Source organism: Streptomyces sp. NRRL S-31 (assembly GCF_000718775.1).
Lineage (GTDB): Bacteria > Actinomycetota > Actinomycetes > Streptomycetales > Streptomycetaceae > Streptomyces.
Window position 1 is genome coordinate 1 of record NZ_JOCB01000070.1, and the last position, 22839, is coordinate 22839.

Below are 22839 nucleotides of genomic sequence, written 5' to 3' on the forward strand. Positions count from 1 at the left end.
CTTCCGGGCCGCGCGGGACGCCGGTGCGCACGGCGCGCGGACCCGCGCGCGGGACGACTGGCGCCCCGGCCGGCCGGGGCGCGCCCGCCGCTCGGCGCGGACCACCCTCGCGCTGGCGTTCGCCGGTCTCGCCCTGGGCTCGGTGGCCGTAGCGGCCGTCGGTGCCGCCGGATCCGGCGCGGACCACGCCCTGCGGCCCGTGCCTCGGCCAGGGGGGCCGTCGGCGAGCGCCTCGGCCGCACCAGCCGTCCCGGCAGCCCCGGACCCCCGTCCCCCGGACTCCGAATCCGCCGCGCCTCCCGTGCGTCCCGGGCATCCGGCCGCCGCCGGGGATCTCCCGGCCCACTGCCGCGCCTACGCCCGGGGCGGCGACCGGGGCGGCGCCCCCGTGGCGACGGCCCGGCAGCGGCTCGTCACGGCGGCGGGCGGCCCGGAGGAGGTCGCGGCCTGCTGTGCCGCCCGGGTGGCGCGCGCCGCGGGCACCGGGAACGGCACCGGAGGGAGTGGCAAGGACGAGGGCGCCGACAGAAGTGCTACGGGCAAGGGCGGTACCGGCGGGAGCGGTACCGGCAAGGGCGTGGGCGAGGGTTCCGGGTCGGGGAAACCGGCCGGCCGCGGGCACTGAGCCCGGCTGGGCCCGAGCCCGACCGGACCCGGGACCGAGGCAACGGCCGGGGCCGCCACCCCCCACAGGAGAGGCCCCGGCCGTCGCGCGGACGGGCCGCGCGGCCCGTACTTCCTTCAGCGCCGTGCGTGCCGTTTCTGTCACACCCGGCCACCTCGCCGTATCACCCCGCTCACATCCGGACCCGGTCACGACTTAGTTGCATCTTCTACAGACATGGACGGGTACTGGTTTCACGCCGTAACGTGCCATTCGCGCCGACCGAAGACAGGCGTAAAGGGAGTGCGGTGCTGGGGGACGACGCGGGTCTGACCGCCGCGGTGCGCGCGGCACAGAACGGGGACGAGACCGCGTTCCGCACGGTGTACCGCGCGGTGCAGCCCCGGCTGCTCGGATACGTCCGTACCCTCGTCGGCGATCCGGACGCCGAGGACGTCGCCTCCGAGGCGTGGCTCCAGATCGCCCGGGACCTCGACCGGTTCGACGGGGACGCCGACCGGTTCCGCGGCTGGGCCGCCCGGATAGCCCGCAACCGCGCCCTGGACCACATACGCATGCGCGGCCGCCGCCCCGCGATAGGCGGCGACGAGACGGAGCTGACCGGCCGGGCCGCCGAGTCCGACACGGCCGGCGAGGCCATCGAGGCCCTGGCCACCGACAGCACCCTCTCCCTGATCGCCCGGCTCCCGCAGGACCAGGCCGAGGCGGTCGTGCTGCGCGTGGTGGTGGGCCTGGACGCCAAGACGGCCGCCGAGACGCTCGGCAAACGCGCGGGTGCCGTCCGCACCGCCGCGCACCGCGGTCTGAAGCGGCTCGCGGAGCTGATCGGCGCGGATCCGGAATCGGCGGGCGGCCTCGACGCGCTGCCGCCGCCGCGAGAACCGCGCCGCGGCGCGGTGACGTCCGCAACTGTGACGCATACGCGTGCGCGGACGCAGAAGGACATGTGATGGCCGACGAGCAGGACAAGTGGCTGAACCGGGAGACGGCGGAACGCCTGTTGCGCGGTGAGTCACTGGAAGCCGTCGACACCGCCGCCCGTGACCAGGCCGAACGCCTCTCCCAGGCGCTCGGCGCGCTGTCCGCGCAGGCGGCTCCCGCCTCCGGTGAACTCCCCGGTGAGCAGGCCGCGCTGGCCGCCTTCCGCAAGGCCCGCGAGGCCGCGGAGGCGGAGCGCCCCGCCGCCGCCCACGCCTTCGCCGCCGCCCGCGCCCCCGCCCCCGGCGCCGACGCGGGCCTGGTCCGCATCGGCGCCCCGGCCCGTACCGGAATCCCGGTCCGGCGCCCCCGCTGGGCCCGCCCGGCGCGGCTGGCGCTCGCCGCCGCGGTGGCCGTGGGCACGCTCGGCGGGGTCGCCGTGGCCGCGGGGAGCGGAGTGCTGCCCACGCCGTTCGACGACGAACCCGCCCGGCCCGGGGTCTCCGTCTCCGCCGACGCGACCCCCGGGCAGCCGCTGGTCCCGCCGTCCGCGCCGGTCGCGCCGGACACCGGCACGGCCACGGACGCGGGTACCGGCACTCCGGGCCGCCGGACGGACGGGCGCTCCGGCACCGGCTCCCACGAGGCCGCCGGGAAGGACGACGACACCGGCCGCGGCGCCGCCCCTCACGGCTCGGGCATCCCGTCCTCCCCCTACGGCACCGGCCGGCTGGGTGCCGCCGCGGCCTGCCGTGCCCTGCGGGACGGCAAGGACCTGGACGCCGGCCGCGAGCGCGTCCTGGAGCGGCTGGCGGGCGGCTCCGACCGGGTCACCCGGTACTGCGCGGTCCTGCTGGCCGCCCGCGACGCCACGTCCGGAGCCGCGAACGGCGGCACGGCCGGGAGCACCGGCAACGGGCAGGACGGGACCGGCAACGGCGAGAGCGGAAACAAGGGGAAGAACGGGCAGGGCGGAAAGAACCGCGAGAACGGCAAGGGCGAGCAGGGGAGCCAGGGCAAGGACGGCGCGGGCAGCGGGGACGAGACCGGCGGCCAGAGCCAGGACAAGGACAAGGACAAGAGCAAGGACAAGAGCAAGGACAAGAGCAAGGACGAGGACGAGGGCGACGACGGCCCCGCCCGCCTCGCCCGCGGTGACGGCGGCCGGCCCCGCGGCGGCGTCGTACCCGCCCCCTCCGCCTTCGCGCCGCACCCCGGCGGGCCGGGCGCGAGGCAGCCGGCCGCGACGCCGGGCCCGACGCGCACCGCCCTCTGACCAGCGTCGGCCGCCCCTCTACGCACCCCATCTGACCTGCGGTTCCGTGAAGCCGTGCGATTGATCGGCGCCAGGTGTGACGTTTCCGGAGCCCCTGACGCAGTACTCAGTGAGCCGACTGGTCATCGGCCGTCGCACTGAGCCGGGGTTCCCCCCGTACCCCAAGGCTCGTGCACCTGGCGCGGGCGGGACACGTTCCCCCGGTCCCGCCCGCGCCCCGCATGCCTCACCGGGAGACGACGACCTTGTCGCCGACCCTCACCTGCGCGAACAGCCGCGCGATCGCCACCTCGTCCCGCACGTTGACACACCCGTGCGAACCGCCCGCGTATCCCCGCGCGGCGAAGTCGGAGGAGTAGTGGACAGCCTGGCCGCCGCTGAAGAACATCGCGTACGGCATCGCGGAGTGGTAGAGCGTCGACACATGGTGCCGTGACTTCCAGTAGACGTGGAACACGCCCTCACGGGTCGGTGTGTACTGCGTGCCGAAGCGGACGGCCACCGTCTCGACCGTGCGCCCGTCGATCATCCAGCGCAGCGTCCGGCTGGTCTTGTCGATGCACAGCACCCGCCCGGTCAGACAGCGCGCGTCGGCCGCGGCGGCCGGCCGGGCGGTCGCCGGGTAGGACCGCGGGTACAGCTCCCGCCGGCCCGGCTCGTGCGTCATGGCCAGCAGCCGCTGCCAGGTGACGGTGTCCAGCGCGCCGGTCCGCGGCAGTCCGCGCTTGCCCTGGAAGCCCTCGACGGCCCGCGCGGTCGGCTGGTCGTACGTCCCCGTCGGCGCGGCGGACAGCCAGGCCACCTGGCGCAGCCGGGCCTGCGCGGCCCGCACGCCCGGCCCGCTGTCCCCCCGCGACCACAGCACCCGGGGCGCGGGCACGGCGGACCCGGCGGCGGGCACGGTGGAGGCGGTCCGGGGCGTCGTGGACGCGGGGCGCTCCGGTGTGGGCGCCGGGGCGGGGGCGCCGGACCGAGCGGGTGGGACGCCGGCCGTCCGGAGGGGGACGGGCGTGCGGCCGGCGGGCAGCCGGACGTGGACGGACAGGCCCCGTTTGGCGTCGGAGTCCTGCGGCTGCGCGGTGCAGCCGCAGAGCACGGTCAACGCGGCGAGCACGGCGGCGGAGGCGGTCAAGGCGGCAGGTCTCCCCGGGTTCCTCATGCCGGGAGTGTTTCCCCGCGTGACCGGCGTCGAACTACGGGGCATGGTGAGGAGGTACGGGTCGTTTCGCGGAGGCATCCATGGCACATGAGTCGGAGTCGGGCCTGCCGATCGAACCGGTGTACGGGCCGGGCGACCTGACCGGCTGGGACCCGGAGCGGAAGCTGGGCGAACCGGGGGCGTACCCGTTCACCCGGGGGGTGTACCCGACCATGTACACCGGCCGCCCCTGGACCATGCGCCAGTACGCCGGCTTCGGCACGGCGGCCGAGTCCAACGCCCGCTACCGCCGGCTGATCGCCCACGGCACCACCGGCCTGTCCGTCGCCTTCGACCTGCCCACCCAGATGGGCCACGACTCCGACGCCCCGCCGGCGCACGGCGAGGTGGGCAAGGTGGGCGTGGCGATCGACTCGGTCGAGGACATGCGGGTGCTGTTCGACGGCATCCCGCTGGGCGAGGTCTCCACCTCCATGACGATCAACGCCCCGGCCGCCCTGCTGCTCCTGCTCTACCAACTGGTCGCGGAGGAGCAGGGCGTCCCGGCCGGGCGGCTGACCGGCACGGTCCAGAACGACGTGCTGAAGGAGTACATCGCGCGGGGCACGTATATCTTCCCGCCCAGGCCCTCCCTGCGCCTGACGGCGGACATCTTCCGGTACTGCACCGCCGAGCTGCCGAAGTGGAACACGATCTCGATCTCCGGCTACCACATGGCCGAGGCCGGCGCCTCACCCGCGCAGGAGATCGCCTTCACCCTGGCGGACGGTATCGAGTACGTCCGCACGGCGGTGGCGGCCGGCATGGGCGTGGACGACTTCGCCCCCCGCCTGTCCTTCTTCTTCGTGGCGCGCACGACCCTGCTGGAGGAGGTCGCCAAGTTCCGTGCGGCGCGCAGGATCTGGGCGCGGGTGATGCGGGAGGAGTTCGGCGCGCGCGACCCCAGGTCGCTGATGCTGCGCTTCCACACCCAGACGGCCGGGGTCCAGCTCACGGCGCAGCAGCCGGAGGTGAACCTGGTGCGGGTCACCGTCCAGGCCCTGGCCGCCGTCCTCGGCGGCACCCAGTCGCTGCACACCAACTCCTTCGACGAGGCGATCGCGCTGCCGACGGAGAAGAGCGCGCGGCTGGCGCTGCGGACACAGCAGGTGCTGGCGTACGAGACGGACGTGCCGGCGACGGTGGACCCGTTCGCGGGCTCCTACGCGGTCGAGCGGATGACGGACGACGTGGAGGAGGCCGCGCTGGACCTGATGGGCCGGGTGGAGGAGCTGGGCGGGGCGGTCGCGGCGATCGAACAGGGCTTCCAGAAGGCCGAGATCGAGCGGAACGCGTACCGCGTCGCCCGGGAGACCGACTCCGGCGAGCGGGTGGTCGTCGGCCTCAACCGCTTCCGGCTGGACGAGGAGGAGCCGTACCGGCCGCTCCGGGTGGACCCGGCCATCGAGTCCCGGCAGGCCGAACGGCTGGCCCGGCTGCGGGCGGAGCGGGACGGGTCGGCGGTGCGCGCGGCGCTGGACGCGCTGAGGAAGGCGGCGGAGGGCGGGGACAACGTCCTGTACCCGATGAAGGAGGCGCTGCGGGGGCGGGCGACGGTGGGGGAGGTGTGCGGGGCGCTGCGCGAGGTCTGGGGCAGCCACGTGCCGTCGGACGCGTTCTGAGCGTGCGGTCGCGCACACCGGTGGCCGCGTTGTCGTACCCCCGTGCGAGACTCCACCCATGTTCGGCGTCATCGACCTCCCCACCTACCTCGCGGGCCTGGCCCTGATCGTCCTGCTGCCCGGCCCCAACTCGCTCTACGTCCTCTCCGTGGCCGCCCGCCGTGGCGTGCGCGCGGGCTACACGGCCGCCGCGGGCGTGTGGTGCGGGGACACCGTCCTGATGACGCTGTCGGCCGCCGGCGTGGCGTCCCTGCTCCAGGCGAACGCCGTGCTGTTCGGCATCGTGAAGTACGCCGGTGCCGGCTATCTGACCTGGCTGGCGATCGGGATGATGCGGGCGGCGTGGCAGCTGTGGCGGACCCGTCGGGAGCGGACCGCCGAGGACGCGGCGCCCGTGCGGACCGCCGACGAGCGGCCCTTCCGCCGGGCCCTCGTCGTCAGCCTCTTCAACCCCAAGGCGATCCTCTTCTTCGTCGCCTTCTTCGTGCAGTTCGTCGACCCGGGCTACGCCTATCCGGCCCTGTCGTTCGTCGTCCTCGGCGCCTTCGCCCAGCTGGCCAGCTTCCTCTACCTCAGCGCCCTGATATTCGGCGGCACCCGTCTCGCCGCCGCCTTCCGGCGCCGCAAGCGGCTGTCGGCGACGGCCACCTCGGCCGCGGGCGTGCTGTTCCTCGGGTTCGCGGTGAAGCTGTCGCTCGCCGGCGCCTGACGCCCGGCCGGGCCGGGCCGGGGGTCACGCGCCCGCCGGGACGCGGGATGGACTAAGTGGAGACCCTGGGGGCGAGGGGCTTTCGCAGCGCCTTCTTCAGGCGGGGGCCGAACGGCCGCTCCACGAAGCGGTGCATCAGCCAGGCCAGCGCCAGCATGGTGGCCACCGTCGCGGCGAGCGTCGGCCACGCGGGCAGCCCGAGGCCGCGGTGCAGGACGCGGATGGCGAACCAGCCCAGGTGCTCGTGGATCAGGTAGAAGGGGTACGTCAGCGCGCCCGCCGTGGCCAGCCAGGACCAGTCGGCGCGGCGGGTCCAGCCCAGGGCGACGGCGGCGACGGCGGCGAAGGCGAGGGTGACGACCAGCAGGATGACGAGGGGGCTGCGCACCAGGTCGCCGTGGGCGCCCTCGTGCCACAGTGCGCGCGTGGCGGTGTACTGGCCGAGCAGCCAGGAGGTGGCCACGATGCCCCACAGCAGCAGGTCGCTGCCGAAGCGGTGGATGAGGTAGAGGGCGAGACCGCCGACGAAGAACGGGGCGTACTCGGGCATGACGATCTGGTCGAGCAACTGGTTGTCGGCGGTGCGGCTCAGGACGGCCGCCAGGGTCCACCCGGCGCAGAACAGCACCACGCGGCGGTAGGTGACCCCGCGCACGACGACGAGCAGGGCGAACAGCGCGTAGAAGCGGACCTCGACCCAGAGGGTCCAGCACACCCCCAGCACCCGGGGCGCGCCCATCGGCTGCTGGAGCATGGTCAGGTTGACCAGGAACTCCTCCGGCCGTACGGCGTGCACGACGGCCGGCAGGGCGAGGGACGCGGCGGTGACCAGCACCAGGGCGGCCCAGTAGGCGGGGTAGAGGCGGGCGACGCGGGAGCGGAAGAAGTCGCCGAGCGTGCGGCCCCAGCTGCTCATGCAGATGACGAACCCGCTGATGACGAAGAAGAACTGCACGCCCAGGCAGCCGTAGACGGCCACCTGGGACAGGGTCGGGAACAGCTGCGACGGCGTCCGGTGCCAGGCTTCGGTGACCGTGCCGCCGCGTCCGGCGTAGTGGTAGAGGCAGACCAGCAGCGCGGCCAGCAGCCGCAGTCCGTCGAGGGCGAGCAGACGGCTCCGGCGTCCTTTGGCCGAGGGGCGGGAACCGGCGGGTTCGGCGACGGTTCTCCCCGGCGCGGGAACGGAGGCGGCGGCGGTGATCGCGGGAGGTGAGGCAGACATGGTGTCCCATGCTTTACCCGATCATACCCAGATCAACAAAGAATACTTGTGAATTTCCCCGGCATGGAGGAAAGCTCGCGGCAATCCGCCGTCCACTCGCTGTTCACTTGACGGATGGAGGAATGCAGGAATGCAGGAATGCAGGAATGGAAATGGAGGAGCGGCAGGGTGGAGGAATGGAGGGATGGGGGGACGGCGGTACGAAAAGGGGCGGGCCCGGACTCGGACCCGCCCCGGTATACCCGGTACGGAAGGCAATGGATCAGCGGCGCACGGCCCGGCGCAGGCTGCGTGCCTTGCGAGCCACCCGGCGGACGGTGGCGTTGCGGGGGATGAACGCCATCTGGGCGGGCAGCCCGCCGGGCAGCGCGAGCGAGGTCAGACGCCGGCGCTTGAAGTAACGCAGCGTCTCCTCGGTGAGGTGGGCGGCGAGGAACCGCTCGGTCTCCGCGCGCAGCCTCGGCAGGATCTTCGGCTGCATCGCGAAGCCGACGGCGCTCACCAGCCGGCCCAGCGCCGCCACGTCCGTGCCCCGGCGCTGCTCGGTCACCGCCGCGTCGTCTCCCAGGTCCGGCAGCAGCGCGTCGACGATGGTGACGGGGACCCGGTTGCTGTTCTCGTACGGCGTCAGCCGCTCCAGCAGCAGCTCGGTGCCGACGCGCGCGACGGGCAGGCCGTACAGCGCGGAGGCGGTCAGCAGGGCGGTGGAGAAGCAGCCGACCACCAGGGCCGGGCGCAGCCGCTGGTAGAGCACCTCGGCGAGGACCGGGGTGTCGAGGACGGTCAGGGAGACCCCGAGCTTCTCCGCCTCCTGCTCCAGGGACCGGGTGAAGCGGGCCGGTGCGGAGGGGTGGGGCTTGAACACGAGCGTGGTGTGGCCGAGCCGGGCCGCGCCGCGCGCCATCCGCACGTGCAGGTCCTCCTCCTCCTCGGCGGTGAGGATGTCCAGCGCGGAGAGGTACTGGCCCAGCAGCAGCACCGGCTCGTCGAGGTCCGGCAGGCCGTCGCCGAGGGGCGCCAGCTCGGCCAGCACCTTGGTGAAGTCGGCCGTCGGCACGATCTCGGCCGGCACGTCGAACTCGGTGAGCAGCAGCGGCTTCAGACCCGGCACCAGGTCCAGGTGGAGCACCCGGTCCACGCGGGTGCCGACCAGCGGGTCGATCTTGTTGCGGGTGGGGCCGTAGCTCATCAGGCCGTCTGCGTAGACCGTGACCGGGGCGCCGGTGAAGATCTGCGCGAGCGCGAGCGAGGGGTTGACCTGGATCGACTCGACCGCCAACTGCACGTCGTCGTCGCCCAGGTCCCACTCGTGGCGCAGGAAGCGCTGCCACAGCGGCAGATCGTCGCCGCGCGGTGACCAGCCGCCCGGGTGGAACGGGAAGATGGTCTCGTTGTAGGAGATCACGTCGTCGAAGCGGTCGCGCAGCCGCTCGAAGCCGGGCATCCGGTCCAGGGCGGGCGTGGTCTCGGGCGTGGCCGCGTTGTTGCAGACCAGCAGGATGCGCCGGTCGGCGGAGTCGAAGCAGCCGGAGTCCAGCGCGGCGGCGAGCGTGGCCGTGCCGTACAGCGTCGACGCCTGGAAGATCTGGGTGGTCACGCGGCGGCTCCCGCGGGGGCGGAACGGCGGCGCAGCCGGCGCAGCCTGGTGGAGCGCTGGATGTCCATGGAGTCCAGTGCCTCGTCCAGCACGTCCTGGGGCATGCGCCGCAGCGCGTCGGCGCTCATGGATTTCAGCTGCTTCGCCACCGCGGGTTCGAACCTCTCGATCGATCCCAGGTGATGGGAGATGATGGCGCAGTACGTGCGCACGGCCTTCGGCAGCAGGGCGGCGGCGTCCCGGTCCGCCGCGGTCTCCGCGATCACCTCGTCGAAGGCGCGGATGAAGTCGAGCTGCCGGACATCGCCGATCTGGGTGAGCGACGAGGCGACCCCGCGCCGGTAGAACATGCCGAGCAGGTTGACCACGGCGAAGGACTCCGCCTCGCGGTGCAACTGCCAGATCCACGGCCGGTCCTCGGCCGTGCGCAGCCCGTCGGTGAAGTGCAGCAGGCCCCGGTCCAGCAGCCGGCGGTGGTAGATGCCCGCCCAGGCGAACGCGTAGTCCACGGAGGTCGAGCGGTCGGCCGGCAGGATCGCCTGCCGCGGGTCCAGCACCACGTCGCGCCGGCCCACCGGCACCCGGTGCACGCTGCGCGCCCGCCCCGTGCACTGCACGTGGTCCGTGCGCAGGAAGTCGCAGCCGAGCCGCTCGATGGCGCCCAGCAGCCGCTCGTAGTAGCCGGGCGCGAGCCAGTCGTCACCGTCCAGGAAGGTCAGGTACTCGCCGCGCGCCCGGTCTATGCCGGTGTTGCGGGCGGTGGCGAGCCCCCCGTTCCTCTCGTGCCGGACGAGCACCGCCCCGGGCAGTTCGCGTTCCGCGCGCGCGAGGATGTCTGGTGTCCCGTCGCGCGAACAGTCGTCGACGAGAATGAATTCGAAGTCGTCGCGCGTGTTCGCACTGAGGCTCCTCAGTGTGTCCGGCGCGTATTGCTGCACGTTATAGAACGGCACGATGACGGAGAGCTTGACCACGTCATGGACGTTAGGCCGCGGCCCGGCATTCGTCTTGACGGCTTCCTTGATACCAGGTGAACGACGTATGGCGAAGCCGTGAACCAGGCTTGTTCGGGGCCCGATCCCGGCCCGGTTCGCCATTCGGCGGTGTGCTGTTAACCGTTTGTTGCATTCGGGTTGGGCGGTTCCTCGGAATGCCTTCCTAGCGTCTTCGACGTGCCAGCAAGTGCTACGAAGTCCCTGCGGGTCGCCGTCCTCGCGGACTCCGACACCCGATGGAAGTGGGGCGCGCTCACCGCGCAGCGCCTCACTCCCGCGGCTGCCGAGGTCCGGCTCGACGGCTACCTCCTGCGGGGACGCGCCACTCCCACCGCCCGCCAGCTCGGCGAAGTCGGCGTCCGGGCGGACTCCCTGCGCGAGGTCACCGGCGTCGAGTTCCTGCGCGCGATGACCGAGGAGCCGTACGACGTCCTCGTCATCGCCCTGGTCGGCGGCGGCGTCCAGGCGATGCTGCACGGACTGCGCGCCGCCTGGGGCTCCGGCAGGCGTCCCGTCGTCGTCACCGGCTACGTCGGGGTCGTCTACGAGAAGCTCGCCGACGGACTGCTGCTGCGGCACGGCGCCGACCTCGTCCTCGCCAACTCCCGGCACGACGCGGACCGGTTCCGCGCCGTGTACGAGGGGGTGGGTGCCGACGCCTCCTCCGTCACCGAGGTCGCGCTGCCCTTCCTCGGCGGCACGCCCTACACCGGCGGACACGACCCCTACACCGTGGTGTTCGCGGCCCAGCCGTCGGTGCCGGACAACCGCCGGGACCGCACCTACCTGCTGAACCGGCTGATCGAGCACGCCCGGCGGCACCCCGAGCGCGAGGTGCTGCTGAAGCTGCGCTCCAAGCCCGGCGAACACACCACCCACATCGAGGAACTGCCCTTCCAGAAGCTGGTCCAGGGCAAGGACCTGCCGGCCAACTTCCGGCTGGTGTACGGGCACATGGGCGACGTGCTGGACCGCACCGACCTGCTGGTCACGGTCAGCTCCACCGCGGCCCTGGAGGCCCTGCACCGCCGTATCCCCACGGCCGTCCTCACCGACCTCGGGGTCCGCGAGGTGCTCGGCAACCACCACTTCACCGGTTCCGGCTGCCTCGCCTCCTGGGACCAGCTCGACGCCGGGCACCGGCCGGTGCCGGACGAGGAGTGGGTGGCCCGGCAGGGCGTGGCGGCCGACGGCGGCTACGCCGGCGCGTTCGACACCGCCCGCGAGCGGATCGCCAGGCTGCTGGACCGGCCGGGCGGGCTGCCGCCGCTGAACCCCTACTACACCCCCGAGACCGCGCCCGGCTATCTGCCCGGCATCCTCGCCCGCCATCACCTCGGCCCCGACGGCGTGCCGCTGCCCGGCGCGCCCGCGGCCGACAAGGAGCCCGGCCCCGTACGGCAGATCGTGCGCCGGGCCGCGCGCGGCGCCTACCGGCACGGCGTCCAGCGGGTCGCCCCGGTGATCCGGCGGATGGGCGAGCTGTGACCTCACTGCAAGGAGTAGACCCCATGTCGAACTCGGAAGCGGGCCCGGGCGCCTCGTTCCGCCGGGTGCTCGCGGTGATCCCCGCGCGCGGCGGCTCCAAGGGCGTCCCCGCGAAGAACCTCGCCCCCGTCGGCGGTGTCCCGCTGGTGGCGCGCGCGGTCCGCGAGTGCCGGGCGACCCGGCTGGTCACCGACGTCGTCGTCTCCACCGACGACCAGGCCATCGCAGCCGCCGCCCGCGAGGCCGGCGCCGAGGTCGTGCTGCGCCCGTCCGCCATCGCCGGTGACACCGCCACCTCCGAGGCCGCGGTCCTGCACGCCATGGACACCCACGAGGCGCTGCACGGCGCCCCGGTCGACGTGGTCCTGCTCGTACAGTGCACCAGCCCGTTCCTGGTCCGCGAGGACATCGACGGGGTGGCCGCCGCGGTCGCCGAGAACGGCGCCGACACCGCCGTCACCGTGGCCCCCTTCCACGGCTTCGTCTGGCGGGAGTCCGAGGCGGAGACCGAGGGCGGGGTGGGCGTCAACCACGACAAGTCCTACCGCCCGCGCCGCCAGGACCGCCCCCAGGACTTCCTGGAGACCGGCACCGCCTACGCGATGGACGCGGCCGGCTTCCGCGAGCACCGGCACCGCTTCTTCGGCCACACCGAGCTGGTCCGCACCGACCCGGCCCGGGTGCTGGAGATCGACGACCCGCACGACCTGGCGCGGGCCCGGGCCCTCGCGCCCCTCTTCGACGCGGACCGCCCCGGTTCGCTGCCGACCGCCGACGACGTGGACGCGGTCGTACTGGACTTCGACGGCACCCAGACCGACGACCGGGTGCTGATCGACTCCGACGGACGGGAGTTCGTCGCCGTGCACCGCGGCGACGGCCTCGGTATCGCGGCCCTCCGCAGGAGCGGCCTGAAGCTGCTGATCCTGTCCACGGAACAGAACCCGGTCGTCGCCGCCCGCGCACGGAAGCTGAAGATCCCCGTGCTGCACGGCATCGACCGGAAAGACCTCGCGCTGAAGCAGTGGTGCGAGGAGCAGGGCATCGCGCCGGAGCGCGTGCTCTACGCCGGCAACGACGTCAACGACCTCCCGTGCTTCGCCCTCGTCGGCTGGCCCGTGGCGGTCGCGAGCGCTCACGACGTCGTACGCGGCGCCGCACGCGCGGTCACCACCGTCCCCGGCGGTGACGGCGCGATCCGAGAGATCGCCAGCTGGATCCTCGGCCCCTCTCTCGATTCCCTCCCCAAGTAAGGACATCCCCCTGATGAGCACCCACTCCCGTCTGCGCACCTTCGGTTCGCGCGAGGTCGGCCCCGGCGAGCCCGTCTACATCTGCGGCGAGATCGGCATCAACCACAACGGTGAGCTGGAGAACGCCTTCAAGCTGATCGACGTGGCCGCCGAGGCCGGCTGCGACGCCGTCAAGTTCCAGAAGCGCACCCCCGAGATCTGCACCCCCCGGGACCAGTGGGACATCGAGCGCGACACCCCGTGGGGCCGGATGACCTACATCGACTACCGCCACCGGGTGGAGTTCGGCGAGGACGAGTACCGGCAGATCGACGCGTACTGCAAGGAGAAGGGGATCGACTGGTTCGCCTCCCCGTGGGACACCGAGGCCGTCGCCTTCCTGGAGAAGTTCGACGTCCCCGCCCACAAGGTGGCCTCCGCCTCCCTCACCGACGACGAGCTGCTGCGCGCCCTGCGCGCCACCGGCCGCGCGATCATCCTCTCCACCGGCATGTCCACCCCGAAGCAGATCCGCCACGCGGTCGAGGTGCTGGGCAGCGACAACATCCTGCTCTGCCACGCCACCTCCACCTACCCGGCCAAGGCCGAGGAGCTGAACCTCCGCGTGATCAACACGCTGGAGAAGGAGTACCCGAACGTCCCGATCGGCTACTCCGGCCACGAGACCGGCCTCCAGACCACCCTCGCCGCGGTCGCGCTCGGGGCGACCTTCGTCGAGCGCCACATCACCCTCGACCGCGCCATGTGGGGCTCCGACCAGGCCGCCTCGGTGGAGCCGCAGGGCCTCCAGCGCCTGGTCCGCGACATCCGCACCATCGAGTCCTCCCTCGGCGACGGCGTCAAGAAGGTCTACGACTCCGAGCTGGGCCCGATGAAGAAGCTGCGCCGCGTCACCGGTGTCGTCGCCGAAGCGGAGATTGCCGCGGCCGCGGGCGAGCCGGTCTCGGTCTGAGCACCCCGATCGCCTTAGCTGCCCTACGACGGGACGGTCGTACGCCGATGAGCCCCCGCGCCGGTCAGGCCGGCCACCCAGCCCGCACGCTCGCCTTCGTGGAGAGCCCGGTACAGCTGCTCAACGTACTGGAGTGGGCGCACCCGCACGGCCGGCACGGCGGTGCGGAGCCCGACCGGCGCGGCGGTGCCGAGGCCGACCGGCCGGCCGTGCCCGCGCAGGCCCGGCGGGCACCGGCCGGGGGACCTCCGGCCGGTGCGCAGCCGGCCGGCGCGGACCTCACCGTCGTCGTCCTCTCCCCGACCGACCCCATGACCCGGGGCCAGCTGCGCCGCATGGCCGACCTGGCCCGGGACGAGGGCTACCGGGTGCGCTGGGAGGAGGCGCGGGGCGGTACGACCGCGCCCTTCCAGACGATCGGCGGCCTGGCGGGCCCGCTGCGCCGGGCCGACCGCATCGTCATGGGGGACCCGTTCTCCCGCTACGTGCAACTGCTGCTGACGATCACCCGGGCCAGGGACCTGGTCGTGGTCGACGACGGCACCGCGACCATGGAGTTCGTCGCCCAGCTGGCCCGCGGCGAACGCCTGGTCCGCTGGCACCGCAAGGGCGGCCGGCCCGGCGCCCGGGACCTGCTCTTCGCGCCGGTCTCCTCCTCCGCCCGGCGCCGCCTCACCCCGAGCGGGGGACGGCGCGTCGAGGTCTTCTCCTCCATGCCGGTGACCGAGGCCCCGGACGGCGTCACCGTCACCGCCAACGACTTCGCCTGGACCCGCGCCCGCTTCGGCCCGCCGCGCATCACCGGCGGCGCGGACATGGTCGGCACCTCCCTGGTGGAGACCGGGGTGGTGGACGGCGAGCGGTATCTGGACGCCGTCCGCAGCCTGGCGAAGGCGCACGGCGTCACCCGCTACTTCGCGCACCGCCGCGAGAGCACCGAGAAACTGCACCGGCTGGCCACCGAGACGGGCCTGGAGATAGTCCGTCCGGACCTCCCGCTGGAACTGATCGCCCGCCGCGGCCCGGTCGGCCGCACCATCCTCAGCTTCCCCTCCACGGTCGTCCACACCCTGCCGCTGGCGCTGGCCGGCACGGGGGTGCGCGTGGCGGTCTGCGACATCGACCCGACCTGGCTCACGGACACCGCCTCGCCCCGGGCCCAGGGCTTCCTCTCCGGCGTGACGGGAACGGCCCGCGACATCCACCGCCTGTCGGCGGTGACCCTGGCGTAGCCGGACCTACGGGCGATGGGGCTCCTTCAGGGCTTCGATGAAGGAGGTGAAGGCATCGGCCGGGAACGTGAGCACTGCCCTGGCCGGGGCCTTGGAGTCTCGGACGGCTATGCGGATGCGGCGATCGGCGATCTCTACGCAGGCGTTGTCATGTGTGCCTCACAGTTCCTTCGCCGGCCCGTGGATGAAGTCACGAGCACGCTCGGGGACGAGTGAAACTGCCGCCACTTTACGGAAGTGTGTTCGGAACACACACCCAGCTACGACTTCGGAGTCGATGAAGATCGTGCCATGAGGGCCGTCGCGTACGACGGTGTCCAGTTTCGGGACCGCACCACCGGCGTAGACCATGGCGGAGTTCAGGTCGGTGCAGAGCTCCAGCCGCTTCGTGGTTCACGGCTTCGTACGGAACAGGCGAGGGCCTCTCCATGACGACCCGCCGCTGCATGCGGTGCTGCATCCTCAACTCGAGTGCCTCGTCCGGCGATTCTCCGCAGGCGTGCCTCGCTGACACCGCGAGACCGGCCTCGATCTGGCTCACCTGGGCGGGATCCGTTCCCAGCGGCGCAGCGCGGTGGCCTCACGTCCCTCCGCAGGTATGAGTACACATACTCAGGCGCCCCGTTATCACCTCTGGGTAGGCTTTTTCACCGCGTGCACGCGACCTGCACGAGACGGCGGAGAACCGCCGGAGACGGGGAAACGGGGAGAGCATCACGCATGGCGTGGGACGAGTGGGAGCGACTGAAGGCGGATGCCGCGGCCCGCGGCTCCACGGGGATGCAGCTGAACCACGTTCCGCCGGAGCCGGGCGGTGGCGGGGCCGGTGACCTGAAGTCGGACAAGAAGGCGTGGACGAAGGCCGGCGAGGACACCAAGGGGCTCCAGGACGACATCGGCAAGGCGTTGGGCAAGCTGGACGACGGGCAGTCGGGGCTGGGCGACACGTCCGGTGTGCAGTCGGCGGCGGCGCGGCAGGAACTGTACGAGTCCTGGAAGAAGTACGTCGCCGACGTCAAGGGACGCTGCGGCGAGCTGGGCGGGCTCATGGAGAAGTCCGGGCACGACCTGGCGATGTCCGACGCCGACGTGAAGGCGGAGCTGGACAAGATCAAGGCCAAGTACCACGATACCGAGGCCGTCGGCGGCCAGGCGAAGGGCCGGTGACGGCGGCCGTGGACATCGCGACGCTGAAGGCCCTGAAGCCCTCCGAGTACGAGGAGGCGGCCGACGGGTACCGGGCCACGAGTGACATGGCGAGCACCGCCAAGGACACGGTGGAGAACCAGATATCCGCCGGCATCCGCAACCAGCTCAAGGGCGACGCGGCCGACGCGGCCCTGCGCGAGCTGAAGGAGCTGGGCAAGAACCTCCACTACGTCCAGACCGAGTGCGCGCTGGCCAGTACCGCGCTGAACGGGTTCGCGTTCGACATGGCCGCCGCGAAGCGGAAGCTGGAGGCGGCCCTGGAGGACGCCAGGGCGGCCGGCTGCACGGTGGGCGCGGATGGCTCGGTGTCGTTCCCGGCCGGCGGCAAGGAGGTCGACGGCAAGGTACCGGAGGGCGGCACCGTGTCCGCCTCCACCAGCTCGACGGACGCGACGGCGAACGCGATCGAGCAGCAGGCCATCCACCAGCACCCCAACCCGAACTTCGGCAAGGCCATCGGCTTCGCGAACCGGATCGGGGACGCGCTGAAGGAGGCCGCGGACGCGGACGCCAAGTGGGCGCCGAAGCTGCGCGCGCTGAAGGCGGACGACGACCTGACGGTGTCCGGCCGGGACTGGTCCGACGTCAAGAGCGACACGGACGGCGTCGTGAAGGGGGCCGAGGCCTACGCCCGGTCCCTGCCGAAGCCGCCCAAGGACGGCGCCCCGGAGCTGGTGGCTCAGTGGTGGGCGGACCTGACGGACGAGCAGAAGTCGGCCTACATCTCCATGCACCCCGACTCCATCGGTGCCATGGACGGACTCCCCGCCACCGTGCGGGACGAGGCCAACCGTGTGGTGCTGGACGAGAGCAGGGCCGCGTACCAGGACAAGCTGGACGCTTGGATGAAGAAAGAGCCCGATCGCTACGCCCCCTACATCAGCCCGGTCACCGGCCTTGAGGTGAAGGGCGCCCAGATCGAGACGGAAGAATGGAAGGAGTGGAACAAGAAGAAGGAGGAGCTGGAGGGCCGTGTCCGGGGAATGGACGCCATCCAGTCCCGCTTCGACAGAACCGGGACCGATCATTTGCCCGAGGCCTACCTGCTCGGCTTCGACCCTGAGGGCAAGGGTCATGACGGCAAGGTCATCATCGCCAACGGGAACCCGGACACCGCCGACCACACCGGCATCTACGTCCCCGGCACGGGAACCTTGCTGCAGGACATCGATAAGGACATGGGCCGAGGTGAGATCCTCTGGCACGAGACCAATCGGTACGCACAAGGGCAGAAGGTCTCCACCATCACCTGGTTCGACTACGACGCGCCTCTGCAGGCGAAGCCCTTCGAGAAGGGCGGCGGCCTGTTCCCGGAGGCGATGTCGGACGAATGGGCGGCCAAGGGCGGACCAGGGCTGTCGCACTTCCTCGACGGCAACCTCGAAGCACACAGGATGGCGTCCGGCAACACCAACCTGGGGCACACCACCCTGATGGGACACAGCTACGGCACCACGCTCATCGGCGACGCGGCGAAGTCGCGGGGCATGCTCGAAGGGGGGCTGCCGGTGAACGACGTCATCGCGGTGGGCAGCCCCGGCATGCAGGCGAAGCACGCTGCTGACCTCGGCATCCCACAGGGGCACATGTGGGCGGAGAAGGGAGGCGGCAACGACGCGGCGGTGCGGATCGGGGGGAAGTACCTCGCCGGCCTCGGTGACGACTGGACGATCCCGACCGATCCGGAGTTCGGTGCCAACATCATGGAGTCGGACGCCGATGACCACGGCGCCTTCTGGGACGAGGGTTCGACGAGCCTGCGCAACCAGGCCCTCGTGATGGCAGGCCAGTACGACAAGGTGACTCTTGAATAAGAAGTGCGTGACTGTGGTAAGCGCGGCCCTGGCCGCCATCCTCTTGGGAGGCTGCTCTCAGGTGAGCGACGAGAAGGCCGGAAAGAAAGCTGACGTCCGCGACGAGCAGGCCGTCAAGCAGAGCGTCGAGCAGGCATCCAGCGAGATCCTCGACATCCTGGCGGTGAAGGGCAAGGTCACCCAGCCGGGCGCCGTGGCCACCTCCTGCACGGCGTATCCGGAGGAGGACGAGGTGCATCGCTTGCGGCACCCGTGGAGCGTCTACGGTGTGCCGGGCGACGATCTCGAAAAGGCCATGGACCGTCTGCGTGCGCAGCTGCCCGCCAAGGGGTGGAAGATCGTCAAGGACGGCCCCGACAAGAGCCGGGCGAAGCTTCCGCAGATCGTGGCCAACTCACGCGACGGCCATCTGTCCGCGGACCTCCGCCTGTGGCGGGAGCCCGCCGACAGCAAGCGCTCGTCCATGATCGAGGTCACCGTGGTGTCCGACTGCTTCCGGAGCAAGCCCGACGGCACGACCCCGACGCGCTGACGGGGCCTGGCCGGCCGGGCCTACCCTGGCCGGCCCCACCACCAACGGCGGTTACCGGGACCCACGAGAGACCCCCGACGTGAAGATCAAGCTGGGCGTCCTCGCGGCCGCCATGCCCCTTGCACTCACCACCCTCACCGGATGCAGCATGACTGACAGCGGTTCCGACATCCTCTCCGCTGGCACGAGCACGTCGAGCGACGCCGCAGACGCGGTGGAAGCTGTTTCGAGCGGTATCTACGACCTGATCGGTGTCAAGGGAAAGACCTCCGACAGCCGGGCGACGGTGACGGAGTGTTCCGGCAAGGACCCGAACACGTACTTCCGGGTCCTGCGCCCGTGGAGCTTCACCCCGGCGTCCCCCGGCGACCTCGAGGCAGTCATGCAGCGGCTCAGGGAGGCGATGCCGAAGCACGGCTGGAAAATCGTCGAGTACGGGCCGGACACCAGCAAGAACAAGAACATGAGGCTCACGGCCGACAACGACGCGAAAAGGGCCAGTGTGCACATCATCGAGATGGCGAAGGACAACCCGCCGATGCTGAGCGTGGATGTCGCCTCCGGTTGCCACCAGGTTCCGGACGGCCGGAAGGTCGAGCACTTTCAGGCGACGGGGCTCAGGAGAACCAGCGACGTGACCTTCAGACAGAGTACGGCGGCGCTCTGCGCGTCCCTGGCCCTGGCCGCTGTCGCCGGATGCGGGACAACGTTCGCCGGGAAATCCGACGACGTCCCCTCCGTCGGCATCGGCACGTCACGGGACGCCGCCGCCAGGACACAGAAGGTGTCCAGCCGGTTGCGCGACCTGATCGGCGTCAAGGGGACGGCCTCCGACGGCAGCCCCGGGGTGCAGGAGTGCTCGGGCAAGGACCGGGACAGGTACTTCCGGATCTTCCACAAGTGGAGCTTCCACCCCGCGTCGGAGGGCGATCTCGACATCGCCATGCGCAACCTCAAGCAGGGGATGCCGGGGCGCGGCTGGAAGATCGTCGAGTACGGCCCCGACACCAGCGCCAACAAGAACCTCATGCTCATCGCCGACAGCGAAGCGGAGAAGGCGGGCGTGCACATCACCCGGATGGCGAAGCGGAACCCCCCCAAGCTGAGCCTCATGGTCGTCTCCGGCTGCTACCGGGTCCCGGACGGCCAGAAGGTCGAGCACTTCTAGCCGGCCGTCCCGGCGGGACCCGGACGCGTGGCCGTGGGCCGTCGAGCGTCCGTCCGACGGCCCACGGCCGACTGCCGCGCCGCGCGCCCGCTCCCGGGACCCCGGGCCACCCGGGTGGTCCGTTTCGTGGACATGGCGCGCGTGACCAGGGTGATGCGTGGTATCCGTGGAAGGAGGAAAACAGAGGTTGTACCCACCACAGTCCGCCGCCAAGCGTCCGCCGGTCAGATTTTCGTCCCCTAACGGGCTGAACTTTTGTTGATCGAGGGGTAGTTGATCAGTGGGCGTCCTACCCTTCAGAGGGTGAAGCAATTGATGTCCCTAGAGTCCGAGGCCGGCCTCCCGGGTGATGTGCTCCCCGGCGTGCTGAGCGAGTCCCTGCACGCCGAACTCGTCGCGTTCCGTCGCGACTTGCACATGCATCCCGAGCTGGGCAACCAGGAGTTCCGTACGACCGCCGCGATCAAGGAGCGGCTGGAGCGGGCCGGGCTCAGGCCACGCGTCCTGCGCACCGGGACCGGACTCGTCTGTGACATCGGGCTCGCCGAGGGTGAGCGGCCGGACGAGCCGATGCTCGCGCTGCGCGCCGACATCGACGCCCTGCCCATCCCGGACACCAAGACCGAGTGCTCCTACCGCTCCACCGTGCCCGACCGCGCCCACGCCTGCGGTCACGACGTGCACACCACCGTCGTCCTCGGCGCCGGACTGGTCCTCGCCGACCTGCACGCCAAGGGCCTGCTGCCCCGCCCGGTGCGGCTGGTCTTCCAGCCCGCCGAGGAGGTGCTGCCCGGCGGCGCCCTGGACGCCATCGCGGACGGCGCGCTGGCCGACGTGGGCCGCATCCTCGCCGTGCACTGCGACCCCCGGGTGGACGCCGGCCGGGTCGGGCTGCGGCAGGGGCCGATCACCAGCGCCTGCGACCGGCTGGAGATCGCGCTCGACGGCCCCGGAGGGCACACCGCCCGCCCCCACCTGACCACCGACCTGGTCACCGCCGCCGCCCGGGTCGCCGTCGACGTCCCGGCGCTGATCGGCCGCCGGGTCGACACCCGCGCCGGGCTCGCCGTCACCTGGGGCCGGATCGAGTCCGGGCACGCCCCGAACGTGGTCCCGCAGCACGCCGAACTCTCCGGGACCGTGCGCTGCCTCGACCTGGACGCCTGGCGACAGGCCCCCGACATCGTGCACGCGGCCATCGACGAGGTCGCCACCCTGCACCGGGCCAAGTTCGAGATCAACTACATGCGCGGGGTGCCGCCCGTCGTCAACGACCGGGAGTCCACCGACCTCCTCCGCCGTGCCATGGTCGCCCGGCGCGGTATGAAGTCCGTCGAGAGCACCGAGCAGAGCCTCGGCGGCGAGGACTTCTCCTGGTACCTGGAGCACGTGCCCGGCGCGCTGGCCCGGCTCGGGGTGCGCAGGCCCGGCGAGCGGACGGTGCGCGATCTCCACCAGGGCGACTTCGACGCCGACGAGCACGCGATCACGGTCGGCGTGGAGATGTTCACCGCGGCCGCCTTCCTGGACACGGCCGCGACGCAGAGCTGAACGGGCGGCCCCCGCGGGGGCCGTTTCCCGGCCTGTGCAACACGAAAGCAAGCCATTCGCATACTGTCCGCAACATTGCCGTGAGAAGAGTCGGAGTCCGAGTTCAGACGCTGTTTGCCTCGAATCGATAACGGCTTCCCGAGAGGGTTTTTTGCGACATCTACGCGCGTTACGATGCCGCGAAGCCGACGCCGTTGGGGTGTCTCGGCTGGGGCACCGGCAGGGTGCTCCCATCAAGCGCCGACAGGCGCTCAGGTCAGGTGAAGGAGCCTTCCCGTGCGCCGGGTAGCCAAGCTTTCCGCTGCGTGTATCGCATCCGCAGCACTCGCACTGACTGCCACTGCCTGTGGCAGCACCTCCTCCGACAACGAGGGTTCGTCGCCCTCCGGCGACGGCAAGGGTGTCAAGATCGGTCTCGCCTTCGACGTCGGCGGCCGTGGTGACCGCTCCTTCAACGACTCCGCCGCGCGCGGTGCCGACCAGGCGAAGAAGGAGTTCAGCGGCGACATCAAGGAGCTGACCGCGAAGACCTCGGACACCGAGGCGGACCGCGAGCAGCGCCTGTCGGACCTGGCGGAGGCGGGCTACAACCCGATCGTCGGCGTCGGCTACGCCTACGCGGCCTCCATGACCAAGGTCGCCGCGAAGTACCCCAAGACCAGCTTCGGCATCGTCGACTCGGTCGTCGAGGGCAAGAACGTCGACAGCATCAACTTCACCGAGGAGCAGGGCTCCTACCTGGCCGGTGTCGCCGCCGCGCTGAAGACCAAGTCGAAGCACGTCGGCTTCGTCGGCGGTGTCGACGTCCCGCTGATCAAGAAGTTCGAGGCGGGTTACGTCCAGGGCGTCAAGGACACCAACCCGAAGATCAAGGTCGACACGCAGTACCTGTCGCACGGCTCGGACACCTCCGGCTTCGCCAGCCCCGACAAGGGCAAGGAGGCCGCGCAGGGCATGCTGGACAACGGCGCCGACGTCATCTACACGGCGGCCGGCTCCTCCGGCAACGGCGCGATCGAGGCCGTGGCGGGCAAGAAGGGCGCCTGGGCCATCGGCGTGGACTCGGACCAGTACAACATCCCGGGTCTGGCCAAGTACAAGAACTCGATCCTGACCTCGATGGTCAAGAACGTCGACGTCGGTGTCTACGACTTCGTGAAGTCGGTCCACGAGGGCAAGCCGCTGGCCGGCACCAACGTCTACTCGCTGGCCAAGGACGGCGTGAAGCTCTCCACCAGCGGCGGCTTCATCAACGACATCCAGAGCAAGCTGGACGAGGCCAAGAAGAAGATCATCGACGGTTCGATCAAGGTCAAGACCACTCCGTGACCTGACGGGTCCGACGGACCCAGGCTCGGCGCGGGGGCACATCCCATGCCCCCCGCGCCGAGCCATAACAATGTGTCAACTCTACGCGTGTAGCACGGAGTTGCCGCGCTAGCGTCGCCGACGCCTGCCACCTCCCCCACGCAGCCCCT

Annotated in this window: 19 protein-coding genes and 2 pseudogenes; 15 read left to right on the plus strand and 6 right to left on the minus strand. The window is 71.6% G+C overall.

Annotated features, from left to right (window positions below; translation table 11 throughout):
- The 3 genes from IF37_RS39665 to IF37_RS0125210 form a co-directional block, all read left to right on the plus strand.
- A partial coding sequence (locus tag IF37_RS39665; RefSeq protein ID WP_037857004.1) for a hypothetical protein occupies positions 1 to 625 on the plus strand: 625 nt, incomplete at its 5' end.
- A 287-nt stretch (positions 626 to 912) separates the two neighbouring features.
- Positions 913 to 1575: an RNA polymerase sigma factor gene (locus tag IF37_RS0125205; protein ID WP_030746821.1), complete on the plus strand. Its 663-nt coding sequence runs from the start codon at positions 913 to 915 to the stop codon at positions 1573 to 1575.
- Positions 1575 to 2819 carry a hypothetical protein gene (locus IF37_RS0125210; RefSeq protein ID WP_030746824.1) on the plus strand — a complete coding sequence of 415 codons (1245 nt, stop codon included), beginning with the start codon at positions 1575 to 1577 and terminating at the stop codon, positions 2817 to 2819. The genes IF37_RS0125205 and IF37_RS0125210 overlap by 1 nt, the downstream gene beginning before the upstream one ends.
- Before the next feature lie 226 nt (positions 2820 to 3045).
- Here the strand turns inward: IF37_RS0125210 and IF37_RS0125215 are convergent, their stop codons facing one another.
- Entirely contained in the window at positions 3046 to 3978 is a 933-nt protein-coding gene (locus tag IF37_RS0125215) for a L,D-transpeptidase family protein (protein WP_030746827.1), read from the minus strand.
- 80 nt (positions 3979 to 4058) lie between these two features.
- On the opposite strand from IF37_RS0125215, the gene IF37_RS0125220 reads away from it, so the two are divergent.
- Together IF37_RS0125220 and leuE are read left to right on the plus strand one after the other, a co-directional pair.
- Positions 4059 to 5639 carry a methylmalonyl-CoA mutase gene (locus IF37_RS0125220; protein WP_030746830.1) on the plus strand — a complete coding sequence of 527 codons (1581 nt, stop codon included), beginning with the start codon at positions 4059 to 4061 and terminating at the stop codon, positions 5637 to 5639.
- A gap of 58 nt (positions 5640 to 5697) precedes the next feature.
- Positions 5698 to 6348: a leucine efflux protein LeuE gene (leuE, locus tag IF37_RS0125225; RefSeq protein WP_030746833.1), complete on the plus strand. Its 651-nt coding sequence runs from the start codon at positions 5698 to 5700 to the stop codon at positions 6346 to 6348.
- A gap of 52 nt (positions 6349 to 6400) precedes the next feature.
- Here leuE and IF37_RS0125230 read toward each other — a convergent pair whose 3' ends face one another.
- The 3 genes from IF37_RS0125230 to IF37_RS0125240 all read right to left on the minus strand — a co-directional run bounded on the left by IF37_RS0125230 (position 6401) and on the right by IF37_RS0125240 (position 10141).
- Complete coding sequence (locus IF37_RS0125230; RefSeq protein ID WP_030746836.1) at positions 6401 to 7570, minus strand: acyltransferase; 1170 nt, start codon at positions 7568 to 7570, stop codon at positions 6401 to 6403.
- 262 nt (positions 7571 to 7832) lie between these two features.
- A complete protein-coding gene (locus IF37_RS0125235) occupies positions 7833 to 9167 on the minus strand; it encodes a polysialyltransferase family glycosyltransferase (RefSeq protein WP_030746838.1) in 1335 nt (444 codons plus the stop codon).
- Positions 9164 to 10141, minus strand: a complete 978-nt coding sequence (locus tag IF37_RS0125240) for a glycosyltransferase family 2 protein (RefSeq protein WP_030746841.1) — start codon at positions 10139 to 10141, stop codon at positions 9164 to 9166. The genes IF37_RS0125235 and IF37_RS0125240 overlap by 4 nt, the downstream gene beginning before the upstream one ends.
- Positions 10142 to 10339: 198 nt before the next feature.
- Here IF37_RS0125240 and IF37_RS0125245 point away from each other — a divergent pair, with 198 nt between their 5' ends.
- The 4 genes from IF37_RS0125245 to IF37_RS0125260 are packed head-to-tail and all read left to right on the plus strand — an operon-like array spanning position 10340 to position 15087.
- Positions 10340 to 11650 carry a DUF6716 putative glycosyltransferase gene (locus IF37_RS0125245; RefSeq protein WP_030746844.1) on the plus strand — a complete coding sequence of 437 codons (1311 nt, stop codon included), beginning with the start codon at positions 10340 to 10342 and terminating at the stop codon, positions 11648 to 11650.
- A gap of 23 nt (positions 11651 to 11673) precedes the next feature.
- Positions 11674 to 12903, plus strand: a complete 1230-nt coding sequence (locus IF37_RS0125250; protein ID WP_030746846.1) for an N-acylneuraminate cytidylyltransferase — start codon at positions 11674 to 11676, stop codon at positions 12901 to 12903.
- Between the two features lie 13 nt (positions 12904 to 12916).
- Positions 12917 to 13855 carry an N-acetylneuraminate synthase family protein gene (locus tag IF37_RS0125255; RefSeq protein ID WP_030746849.1) on the plus strand — a complete coding sequence of 313 codons (939 nt, stop codon included), beginning with the start codon at positions 12917 to 12919 and terminating at the stop codon, positions 13853 to 13855.
- A 47-nt stretch (positions 13856 to 13902) separates the two neighbouring features.
- Positions 13903 to 15087 (plus strand): hypothetical protein, encoded by a 1185-nt coding sequence (locus tag IF37_RS0125260; protein WP_030746853.1) that lies wholly within the window; start codon positions 13903 to 13905, stop codon positions 15085 to 15087.
- A gap of 6 nt (positions 15088 to 15093) precedes the next feature.
- Here IF37_RS0125260 and IF37_RS42445 read toward each other — a convergent pair.
- Together IF37_RS42445 and IF37_RS45940 are read right to left on the minus strand one after the other, a co-directional pair.
- Positions 15094 to 15234, minus strand: a pseudogene (locus IF37_RS42445) (DUF397 domain-containing protein); the annotation flags it as partial.
- A 12-nt stretch (positions 15235 to 15246) separates the two neighbouring features.
- A pseudogene (locus IF37_RS45940) lies at positions 15247 to 15577 on the minus strand (transcriptional regulator); the annotation flags it as partial.
- A gap of 230 nt (positions 15578 to 15807) precedes the next feature.
- On the opposite strand from IF37_RS45940, the gene IF37_RS0125270 reads away from it, so the two are divergent.
- The 6 genes from IF37_RS0125270 (at position 15808) to IF37_RS0125300 (ending at position 22690) form a co-directional block, all read left to right on the plus strand.
- On the plus strand, positions 15808 to 16254 hold the full coding sequence (locus IF37_RS0125270) for a hypothetical protein (protein WP_030746857.1): 447 nt from the start codon (positions 15808 to 15810) through the stop codon (positions 16252 to 16254).
- Between the two features lie 8 nt (positions 16255 to 16262).
- Positions 16263 to 18110, plus strand: coding sequence for an alpha/beta hydrolase (locus IF37_RS0125275; RefSeq protein WP_030746859.1), 1848 nt, complete (start codon positions 16263 to 16265; stop codon positions 18108 to 18110).
- Positions 18111 to 18171: 61 nt separating this feature from the next.
- Entirely contained in the window at positions 18172 to 18642 is a 471-nt protein-coding gene (locus IF37_RS0125280; RefSeq protein WP_030746862.1) for a hypothetical protein, read from the plus strand.
- 79 nt (positions 18643 to 18721) lie between these two features.
- Complete coding sequence (locus IF37_RS45945; RefSeq protein ID WP_253915843.1) at positions 18722 to 19810, plus strand: hypothetical protein; 1089 nt, start codon at positions 18722 to 18724, stop codon at positions 19808 to 19810.
- A gap of 315 nt (positions 19811 to 20125) precedes the next feature.
- Positions 20126 to 21361 (plus strand): amidohydrolase, encoded by a 1236-nt coding sequence (locus IF37_RS0125295; protein ID WP_030746865.1) that lies wholly within the window; start codon positions 20126 to 20128, stop codon positions 21359 to 21361.
- Between the two features lie 276 nt (positions 21362 to 21637).
- Positions 21638 to 22690: a BMP family protein gene (locus IF37_RS0125300; protein WP_030746868.1), complete on the plus strand. Its 1053-nt coding sequence runs from the start codon at positions 21638 to 21640 to the stop codon at positions 22688 to 22690.
- Positions 22691 to 22839: the final 149 nt, after the last annotated feature.

Coding starts and splice junctions, on each gene's coding strand:
- IF37_RS0125255 (WP_030746849.1), top strand. CDS start 12,917: ATGAGCACCCACTCCCGTCTGCGCACCTTCGGTTCGCGCGAGGTCGGC.
- IF37_RS0125250 (WP_030746846.1), top strand. CDS start 11,674: ATGTCGAACTCGGAAGCGGGCCCGGGCGCCTCGTTCCGCCGGGTGCTC.
- IF37_RS0125230 (WP_030746836.1), bottom strand. CDS start 7,570: ATGTCTGCCTCACCTCCCGCGATCACCGCCGCCGCCTCCGTTCCCGCG.
- leuE (WP_030746833.1), top strand. CDS start 5,698: ATGTTCGGCGTCATCGACCTCCCCACCTACCTCGCGGGCCTGGCCCTG.
- IF37_RS0125260 (WP_030746853.1), top strand. CDS start 13,903: ATGAGCCCCCGCGCCGGTCAGGCCGGCCACCCAGCCCGCACGCTCGCC.
- IF37_RS0125215 (WP_030746827.1), bottom strand. CDS start 3,978: ATGAGGAACCCGGGGAGACCTGCCGCCTTGACCGCCTCCGCCGCCGTG.
- IF37_RS0125210 (WP_030746824.1), top strand. CDS start 1,575: ATGGCCGACGAGCAGGACAAGTGGCTGAACCGGGAGACGGCGGAACGC.
- IF37_RS0125220 (WP_030746830.1), top strand. CDS start 4,059: ATGGCACATGAGTCGGAGTCGGGCCTGCCGATCGAACCGGTGTACGGG.
- IF37_RS0125270 (WP_030746857.1), top strand. CDS start 15,808: ATGGCGTGGGACGAGTGGGAGCGACTGAAGGCGGATGCCGCGGCCCGC.
- IF37_RS0125295 (WP_030746865.1), top strand. CDS start 20,126: ATGTCCCTAGAGTCCGAGGCCGGCCTCCCGGGTGATGTGCTCCCCGGC.